The sequence below is a fragment of the uncultured Negativibacillus sp. genome, assembly GCF_944388365.1.
Classification (GTDB): domain Bacteria; phylum Bacillota; class Clostridia; order Oscillospirales; family Ruminococcaceae; genus Negativibacillus.
This window is the reverse complement of record NZ_CALXIN010000073.1, coordinates 1-9,049: the sequence shown is the minus strand read 5'-3', so window position 1 is coordinate 9,049 and position 9,049 is coordinate 1. Positions and strand designations below refer to the sequence as shown.

At 52.0% G+C, this 9,049-nt stretch carries 10 protein-coding genes and 1 pseudogene; 7 read left to right on the top strand and 4 right to left on the bottom strand.

From position 1 onward, the window contains the following. The coding region (locus Q0L39_RS09100; protein ID WP_366916356.1) for an MYG1 family protein at positions 1–373 on the bottom strand (373 nt) is incomplete at its 3' end. A 147-nt stretch (positions 374–520) separates the two neighbouring features. Between Q0L39_RS09100 and Q0L39_RS09095 the strand changes: the two genes are divergently transcribed. Beyond that, the gene (locus Q0L39_RS09095) at positions 521–784 is read left to right on the top strand and encodes a hypothetical protein (protein ID WP_296628551.1); all 264 of its coding nucleotides are present in this window, start codon (positions 521–523) and stop codon (positions 782–784) included. A 3-nt stretch (positions 785–787) separates the two neighbouring features. Here Q0L39_RS09095 and Q0L39_RS09090 read toward each other — a convergent pair whose 3' ends face one another. Next, complete coding sequence (locus Q0L39_RS09090; protein WP_296628549.1) at positions 788–1,564, bottom strand: hypothetical protein; 777 nt, start codon at positions 1,562–1,564, stop codon at positions 788–790. Between the two features lie 14 nt (positions 1,565–1,578). Further along, positions 1,579–2,346, bottom strand: a complete 768-nt coding sequence (locus Q0L39_RS09085; RefSeq protein ID WP_296628548.1) for an N-acetylmuramoyl-L-alanine amidase — start codon at positions 2,344–2,346, stop codon at positions 1,579–1,581. A gap of 79 nt (positions 2,347–2,425) precedes the next feature. Here Q0L39_RS09085 and Q0L39_RS09080 point away from each other — a divergent pair, with 79 nt between their 5' ends. Both Q0L39_RS09080 and Q0L39_RS09075 read left to right on the top strand, forming a co-directional pair. Next, positions 2,426–3,235 (top strand): hypothetical protein, encoded by an 810-nt coding sequence (locus tag Q0L39_RS09080; RefSeq protein WP_296628546.1) that lies wholly within the window; start codon positions 2,426–2,428, stop codon positions 3,233–3,235. Positions 3,236–3,238: 3 nt separating this feature from the next. Then, complete coding sequence (locus Q0L39_RS09075) at positions 3,239–3,703, top strand: hypothetical protein (RefSeq protein ID WP_296628545.1); 465 nt, start codon at positions 3,239–3,241, stop codon at positions 3,701–3,703. Between the two features lie 61 nt (positions 3,704–3,764). Here Q0L39_RS09075 and Q0L39_RS09070 read toward each other — a convergent pair whose 3' ends face one another. Continuing rightward, positions 3,765–5,414 carry a Na/Pi cotransporter family protein gene (locus tag Q0L39_RS09070; RefSeq protein WP_296628543.1) on the bottom strand — a complete coding sequence of 550 codons (1,650 nt, stop codon included), beginning with the start codon at positions 5,412–5,414 and terminating at the stop codon, positions 3,765–3,767. Positions 5,415–5,833: 419 nt separating this feature from the next. Here Q0L39_RS09070 and Q0L39_RS09065 point away from each other — a divergent pair, with 419 nt between their 5' ends. From Q0L39_RS09065 to Q0L39_RS09050, 4 genes and pseudogenes are all read left to right on the top strand, one after another. Continuing rightward, on the top strand, positions 5,834–6,604 hold the full coding sequence (locus tag Q0L39_RS09065) for an EFR1 family ferrodoxin (protein WP_296628541.1): 771 nt from the start codon (positions 5,834–5,836) through the stop codon (positions 6,602–6,604). Positions 6,605–7,234: 630 nt separating this feature from the next. Further along, on the top strand, positions 7,235–7,366 hold the full coding sequence (locus Q0L39_RS09060) for a hypothetical protein (protein WP_296628539.1): 132 nt from the start codon (positions 7,235–7,237) through the stop codon (positions 7,364–7,366). Positions 7,367–7,375: 9 nt separating this feature from the next. Further along, on the top strand, positions 7,376–8,548 hold the full coding sequence (locus tag Q0L39_RS09055) for an amidohydrolase family protein (RefSeq protein WP_366916357.1): 1,173 nt from the start codon (positions 7,376–7,378) through the stop codon (positions 8,546–8,548). A 17-nt stretch (positions 8,549–8,565) separates the two neighbouring features. Beyond that, a pseudogene (locus Q0L39_RS09050) lies at positions 8,566–9,049 on the top strand (carbon monoxide dehydrogenase); the annotation flags it as partial.

The following is a 9,049-nucleotide window of genomic DNA, read 5'->3' as shown; positions in this document are numbered from 1 at the left end:
AGGGATTGAAGGCGCCGATGGCAGCTGCCAGCGGATGTCCGCAGCCGGTGTTGTCCTCCAAATCGAGCGGCTGGATAAAGTGCTCGTCAAAGTTTGCGGCTTCTTCGCCGACCAGCGCTTCTCCAAGCTCTCTCCACAGCAGACCAAAGGCGGCATAAGGTACGCCGTTTTCGCGCACCGGTGCGCCGCTCTGGTGGTGGTCAAATCTTCCCCAGCCGATGTCAAAGGCAAGCCCGTCAAAGCCTTCGGGCAGGCTCATCACCCGTTTGATCTGGATGTCCGGTACAAACAGCCGCAGCAGTGCGGCGGAAAACACGTCGTCGGCATGGAACTTGCCTGCGTGGGTAAAAGCAATGTCAGGAATCTGCATCATAAAAAAATCCTTCCCCTTTCTGTCAGAGCGGTATGTTTTTCTGATTATAGCATAAAACTTGCCCAAATACAAAAAAACATCGCCCTGTGTCTTTCAGAAAAAGGGGAAAGATGGTATAATATAACAAACAAGAAAGGAAGTGTAGCTATGGCTTTGTATAAAGATACCTGCCGCTGTCAGAAATGCGGCGAAAAATTCACCTGGTACTATCAGTCCGAAGGGGACGGAGAGGTTGCCGGCTATGTACCAATGGGAGAGCTGAAAACGGCTCAGGTCAGCGGTATGATGCTGGTGACCGAAAAGATTTACGACGTAATGGTCGATTGTCCGTACTGCGGCACCCAGAACGAGTTTAACTGCAAGATCGAACAGGAGCTGGAAGGACTGGGACCGGACCCTAAGCAGGAATAACGGCTATTCCTGCAGGATGCTGCCCAGCTTGAACGCCAGCAGATTGCCGGTGACGGCTACCGGATGGTCGGCGCTGGTGTGGAACATCAGCTCGACCAGTCGGTCGTTTGGTGCGCCGACCGTGTCCAGCAGGAAGTTGGTGCACAGTCCGGCGCTCAGGCGGTTTGGCTCCTCCTGCGGCTCCTCGGACTGCGGCACGGTGGAAAAGGCGCACAGATCGGGATGGAGTGCTCCGTCGATTTGGGCGATGACCTCGCAAAATTCGCCGCTGCCCGCCTGTGCTTTCAGGCTCAGCGAAACAAAATACAGGTTTCCTGGAGCGAATAACAGCCCAGTTTCGTGGGAACGGATGTCCTGACCGGAGATGACATCGGGCACCATCGAGAGCAGCTGGGCATTTTGAACCTCGGAGCTGCGCAGCGAGTACTGCACGGCACTGCCCATGGCAGGAGCCGCTTTTGACTGCGGCAGCGCGGCAAAACTTGCCGCGGCGCTGCTGACCGGAGGAGTTGCGCTGGCAGCAGGAGCGACGGAGTTCTGGGTCAGTGTGTTCTGGGAGAAGGGCGATACGCCGCTGGTGCTGTCACAGGGCAGCTCACCCAGCGGAAAGATTGCGGTCGGGTCGGAGCAGCAGTCGATGCAGCCGTCCGGACAGCAGTTTGGCATCATGCAGCACTGTCCGTATGGATACGGGCAGCACTGCGGAAAGACGACAGGGATGGAAGGCGCGATCATACTGGACACGCTCCCATCCTGGGAGGAACATTGGAACACTTTCATGGGACAGACCTCCTTTAGTTGTCAGAGACCAGCACATAGGGCGCGTAGGCATAGCCGGTGGCGTTCTGATAGCGCACCGCATACCAGTCTCCGCTCTTGGAATAGACAGTCAGCTTGGCTTTGTCCGGTGCGACGGCGACGATGGTCGAATTGGTGGTGGGCATGCTGCGGATGTTCAGGTTGGCTCCGCCGGTGTTGACCATTCCGCCGCGCTCAGGCTGCGGCATGGAAAAAGGAATACCAAAGTAAGTACACAGTGCGCGGACGATGCTTTCGGCGATGGCGTCGAGGTTCTCCTGAATCCACTGGGCATCCTGGGCGTTGTCGTGGTAGGCAACCTCGATCAGTACCGCCGGAGAGCGGGTTTGGAGCACCTCGGCTAAGTAGTCGGTCGGACGGGCGTTGACCCGTTCAGGAATGGGATAGATTTTTCGCATTTCCTCGACAACCAGATTGGCAAATCGCTGGCTCGACTGTGCAGCAGCGTCCTGACCCGGGCGGTAATAGACGTCGGTGCCCTGCAACAGACCTGCCATTCCTTCGGGAGAGGCGTTGGAATGAAGGGCAACGTGCATCCCGTAGTGGGCAAGGTTGGACTGGTTGATCGAATCGACCACCGTTTTGTTCGGGTCGTTGCGGGTAAACTCGATGCCGCTGGAACGCAGATATGGTTCCATCGCATCGGCAAGCAGGTTCATCCAGTATTCCTCGTTGCCCTGGGTGGCGTAAGGATTAAATTCCTGTGTGGATGGACTGAGAAATATTTTTGGCAAGGATAACACCCCGTTTCGTTTCTTTTCCTTCCATGATATGAAAAAACAGGCGGGAGTGTGACAAAAAATAATAAAAGGAGGGCGCAGGATGAAGATCAAATGTCAGGCCTGTGGCAAGCGGTATGACACCGATACCGACGAGTTATGTCCCTATTGCGGAAACTATAATCCCATCGGACAGGAGGAAGAGGCACCGTCCGATAAACCCAGCTGGCACGAACGGGCAAAGGAGCGGGAAGAGAAAAGAAGCGAGCGCATTGCCCGACTGCGTGCCAAAGCACAGGAAAAATCCTCCTATTCTGGGGAGCCGCAGCAGCAGCAGACGCCCAAGGAAGCTAAAAAAACAGGCTGTGCCGGCTGCGGTACAAGCATCGCAGGCCTTGTTTTGTGGATTGTCCTGGTGGTTGTGCTGACAGGTCCGGTGCGTCAGCTTGTGTTTACTATGATCAAGGAGAAAAACGACCAGCAGTCCACACAGATGAAGGTGGTCGAGATTGTCCAGGACGAAACCTATCCGGTGGACGGAGAGATGTTCGGCGCAGGAAGGTGTATGAATATTCCTATCGAGACCCAGCAGGAGGATCTGCTGAAGGAAAACGGCTACGAGGTTGCTCCAGGGATGCAGCTGACAGCGGTGGAGCTAAAGGGAAGCATCTTTGCGGATTTTTACCTCAAGGTGGACGATGTGGTTTATCGTGAGGTGTACAGCTGGGAGCTGAACCAGATAGCTGCTGAAAAGATGGGACTGTCTGAAAACAGCGACGTTGCGCTGTTTCTGACGCCGGTCGGCAGTCAGGAATACCAGCTGTGTGTGCGGGAGATGCAGGAAATGGACTTTGCATCGGACGATAGAGTCAGCACGCTGGTTCGCATCCCGCTGCAGGTCGAGGAGGTGTAGCAAATGAAGATACTGGGAAAACTGCTCTGGCTTGCCACACTGATTTTGGTGGTGGGCGTCGTCTATCTTTCCGGCTTTGACGACCTGTACTTTGCCGAGTACAGTCGGGTGCATCTGACCGACATCACCGTCGAACAGCGGCTGGATGAAGCAGCACTTCAGGAGCTTTGTCCCAATATGGGAGTGGAACCCGAGGAATATGGCTACTATCTGGTCAGCTGCACGCTGCAAAACGAGAGCGCAGTGGACGGCTATTTCTGGGCGGACAATGCCTTTCACAACAGTGCAGAAACTTCCTACTATTCCACCTTGGAAAGCACCATTTCTACCCAGCAGCAGACCTATTCGGGCACCTGGCTGGTGCCAGGAGGCGAAACGGTGGTCGCACGATTTGTGCTGCTGACCGGTGCAGAGGACACCGATGTGACCGCTTCTCAGTATGGAAGCATCGTTGCACAGCTTCAGTAGTTTGTTGAATAAAGAAAACGGCACTGCAAACCGATTGGTTTGCAGTGCCGTTGTTTTTTTCTTAGTCGCCGACTGCGCCGGACATTTCCTGAGCAATGTTGAGGATGTGGTCGCCGATACGTTCGAAGTCGGTGAGCATCTCGGAGTAGATGACGCAGCCTTCATCGGAACATGCTCCGGTCTGCATCCGCTCGATCTGACTGTTGCGGAAGTCCTCGGTCATGTCATCGATCTGCTGCTCCAGATCTTCGATCTTCTTCAGGGTTTCGGCGCTGTAACCGACCTGTTCGATCTGGTCGATCATGTCCAGTGCCTTCTCGCAGACTTCCTGCATCATGGCAAGCTGTCCGCGAACCTCTCTGGAGAAGGTGATGTCTTTTTCTTTAATCATGTTGGTGTATTCACCGATGTTCATGGCGTGGTCGCCGATACGTTCCAGGTTGCCGCAGACTTTAAACAGTGCGCTCATGTACTGCGAGTCTTTCGGGTTTCTCTCTTTAACCAGTGTGCGGGAAACGTACTTGGAAATCTCTTTGTTGAGGTAGTCGATGTACTCCTCACGGTTGCGGATGTCATCGAGCATGCTGGTGTTGGCATCGCGGACCGCTTCAAAGCTCATGGTGACATTTTCTCTTGCCATCGAGGTCATACGCTGCAGTTCCTTCTTGATGGCAGTGATTGCGATAGCGGAAAGACCGATCTTGGTTTCGCCGCGGTTTTCAATCGGGATAGGACGGATAAATTCCAGATGCATAACATCGCTTTTTTCTTCCGGCAGGTCAGGCAGAATCTTGGTTGCAAGCTTGGCCAGATAGTTGCCGAATGGCAGCAGCAAAATGGTAGTGGTGATATTAAAGATGGTGTGCATGTTTGCAATCTGCTGAGAGACATTGCCAGGGGTGAGCCCCTCCACAAAGAGTGCAAACGGAGTAAGGATACAGACGATGGTAAAGATGATGGTACCGATGATATTAAACATCAGATGGATGATAGTGGTGCGTTTTGCGCTGCGGCTGGTGCCGATGGATGCCAGAACGGCGGTGATACAGGTACCGATGTTCTGACCGAACAGCACATAAACTGCCTGCGAAAGGCCGATGACACCGCTGCTGGCAAGTGCCTGCAGGATACCGACCGATGCAGAGGAGGACTGGATAACAGCAGTGAAGATGGTTCCGGCGAGAATACCCAGAACAGGGTTGGAGAACTTGGTCATCAGGTTGATGAAGGCTTCCGATTCACGCAGCGGCATCATCGAGGAGCTCATCATATCCATACCGATGAACAGGATACCCAGACCGGCGATGATCTTGCCGTAGTGATGGACGCGCTGTTTTTTGATAAAGACAATAAGTGCCACGCCGATGAAGGCAAACAGCGGAGCCAGCGCACCGACGTCCAGTGCGATCAGCTGACCGGTGATGGTGGTACCGATGTTGGCACCCATAATAATCCAGACAGCCTGGCTGAGGGTCATCATGCCCGAGTTTACAAAGCCGACCACCATGACGGTAGTAGCAGACGAGGACTGGATGGCAGCGGTGATACCTGCACCGACCAGAACACCCAGAAAACGATTAGAAGTCAGACGTTCCAGAATTTTTTTCATGCGATTACCAGCAGCGGCTTCCAAACCGTTGCTCATCATCTGCATGCCGTACAGGAACAAACCAAGACCACCGAGCAGACTGATAAAATCTGTAATCTTCACGATACTTCCTCCATAATTTAACAAAAATTTTATTCTTTCATTCAATTTATACACAATATTTTTGTTGTTTTCAAGGGCCGGAACGCCGATTTAACATGATTTTACATAGATTTAACATTGGGCCGAAAATGGAAAAGAAAAACGTACAAATTCGGTGAAACCAAGGTAAACTTTTTTAGAATCTTTGGCAAGAAGCCATTAAGACGTTTGTAGGCGGACATTTTTCAGAAAATGACGTCTATCCTGTTACTGCACCTGTAAAAGCACATCAAAAATATTGACAAGGGATTTGTTTTTTATTATCTTGAAGGTAGAATAATAAGAAGAAAACAGCGTATAAAACTGCACAGCAGCGGACAAAGCCGACAGAGTACCTGCGCTATGCAGAGGAAAAAAGGAATCCAAGGGGGATACAGCACATGATTTTTTACTTTTCTGCAACAGGCAACAGCCGTTTTGTGGCAAAGGTCCTTGCCGACCACTGTCAGGACGAGCTTGTCTGCCTGAACGACTATCTTAAAAACCAATCAAAGGGAGAATTTTCTTCCGAAAAACCGTATGTGCTGGTGGCGCCGGTCTATGCGTGGAAGATTCCGGTGAGGGTGCAGGATTTTCTCGCCAAAGCCGGCTTTTCGGGCAGCAGAAAATGGTATGTCGTGGTGACCATGGGCGGTTCCTCGGGCGCTGCGGCAAGCGCCTGCCAAACGCTTTTGGAGCAAAGAGGGATGGAGTTCCTGGGCTTTCAGGACATCCGCATGCCGGACAACTTCCTGATTGCCGACCGTATGTTGGAAAAATCCCAGGCCATCGAAAAAATCAGGGCATCGCTGCCGCTCATCCGGCAGACTGCCGAGCGGATTTCCAAGGGCGAGCACCTGCCCAGCAAAGAGGAAAGCGCTAAAGACCGGCTGCTGTCGGGGATGGTCAACTGGGGATTCAACCACTTTATGAGCAAGATCTGTTCCTTTACCGTGTCCGAACAGTGTGTCCGCTGCGGACGCTGTGTGCAGGATTGTCCGACCGGCAACATCCGGCTGACCGACACAGGCATCTCGTTTGGCGACCAGTGCATGTTCTGTCTGGGCTGCATCAACCAGTGCCCGACCCATGCCATCGACTGCAAGGGAAAGGGCGCACAGAACGGCCGCTACACCTGCCCGCCGGACGAGGAGATTCTGTCTGAGCGGTAGCGATGACCCGCTTTTGCACAAGCGGACTGTCCTCAAAACCTTTGCATCCGAGGAAGTAACCTCCAATCCACATCCCTCCACCAACAGAAAGTGCCGCCGTCAATGCTTGGTATGTTCAAAAATCCCTACAAGAACAGCGATCCCTATCCGACAGTGACAAAGGCGCAGGAGGCGGAATGGTACATCCTCTTCCTCCCTCGGTGACGACGAGGTTGTCATCAGCGGCAAATGCTATTGAAGTCTATCGCGGCTATAAAAACGGCAGCCGCGAAAGCGACAGCATCAAGTGCAGCGCGGAAAAGAGGGATACAATAAAACTTGTAAGAAAGGCAATATAATTGGTAATAACAAAAAAATTAAAAAGAATTTCAGAAGGCTTTTTGAAAGATTTATCAGTAAATATGGATAAATCCCATGGATTGAATTTATAAAAAGTACTGAATCGTACGCACTCTTATTGACAGATAATTTTTCCTGTGATATTCCTAACGCAAAGTTACAGGTCATGTTCATCATTGACCAAAGACGATCAGAAATTTTCATCATCTGCAAATTTTAAAGGCATTTGACAACCTTTCTCAAAGGTTGTCAAATGCCTTTAATTTTTTGGCGAAAAGGGAGTGCGCAGGAATGCAAAACAAAGTAATACAGGCTGACTACCTTCTCCTGGAAAGCGGCTTAAAAGAAAAATGGGGAGTACAGGTACAGGACAACCGAATTGTCAAAGTGGCTCCAAATGAGCAGCTGCAGCAGATCAAGTAAGCAGAACAGATCTATCTGCACAACCAGATCCTTCTGCCTGGTTTTGTCAATGGACACAACCACATGTACGGATTTTACTCTCACGGCATCTCGGCGGATGCGGTAGTGACCGAGTTTTCCAGCTTCCTGGAAGATTTCTGGTGGCCTTATGTCGAGAACCGTCTGGACCATCGCTACATTCAGGCGGCAACAAAGTGGGCCTGCATCGAGATGATCAAGAGCGGCGTTACCTCCTTTGTGGACATTCTGGAAGCTCCCAATGCCATTCCTGGCGGACTGGATGCGGAAAAGGAGGTCGTACAGGCAAGCGGTCTGCGCGGCAAGCTGACCTTTGAAGCGTGTGAGAGAATCAGCAAGGAAAATGCGAACGCCGGTTTGATGGAAAACGACCGCTTTGTCCGTGAAAACAAGGGCGAACATCACCTTATACAGGGAATCAACAGCATCCACACACTGTTTACCGGTTCGGATGAATTTATCAAAAAGGCAAAACGGATGGCGGACGAAAACGGCGCGCCGATCCACATGCACCTCTCCGAAAGCTGCTATGAGGGCGACTGGTGCAGAGCACATTATCAGCAGACACCGGTGGAGAGATATGAGCAGCTGGGCTATCTTGACCGCAATGTTCTGGCGTCGCAGGTTGTGCAGGTTTCGGACAAGGAGCTTGACATTCTGGCAAAACATCAGGTTTCGGTGGTATCCATGCCGATTTCCAACTGCGAGGTCGGCGGCGGCTTTGCACCGGTGAGCAAAATGCTCGACCGCAACATGACGGTGGGACTGGGAGCCGACGGCTATGTCACCAACTTTTTCGAGGTCATGCGCGCTGCCTTTTTGGTACACAAGGCAAACCAGCGCGACCCGCAGGTGATGCCGGCCAAAACGGTTTATCAGATGGCTACCTCGATGGGAGCCAAAGCGATCGGACTTGAGGATGCCGGCAGCATCCGTGAAGGAAACCTGGCAGACTTGATTTCGGTGGACATTCTGCTGCCGACACCGATCAACGAAAAGAATATCTATGACCAGCTGATTCTGTTCTGCAATCCACAAAATGTGGTCAATGTCATGGTGGATGGTCAGTGGCTGAAACGAGATGGTGTGCTGACCACGATGGACAAGGAAAAAGCAAGGCAGGAACTGAGACAGGCAACCGAAGAATTTTGGAAATTTCAATAGAAGAGGGGTTTTGAACGATGCCATTGATGGGAGAAAAGAAATTTAACACGCTCAATCAGTCCAAGCCAAGGATTGACGGCGTTTCCAAGGTCACCGGAAAAGCGCGCTATGCAGCGGATATTTACATGGAAGGGATGCTGTATGCCGGTGTGCTCCGCAGTCCATACAGCAGTGCGAGAGTTACCCGCATCGACACCACCAAGGCAAAAGCGATCGCCGGTGTAGAGGCGGTTGTCACCTTTGAAGAAATGAGAAAGCCCAAGAGCTGGGCAGGATATATGTACCTGATAGGCCGCATCCGTTATGCGGGCGATGCGGTTGCCATGGTAGCGGCACAGAGCAAGGACCTGGTGGATCAGGCGCTGGAAGCAATCGAGGTAGAATATGAGGAGCTGCCAGGCGTATACACCATTGATGATGCGCTGAAAGAGGATGCACCGCAGATACATGAGGAGTACCCAGGCAATATCTTTACTCCATCGGTCTACCACATCCGAAAAG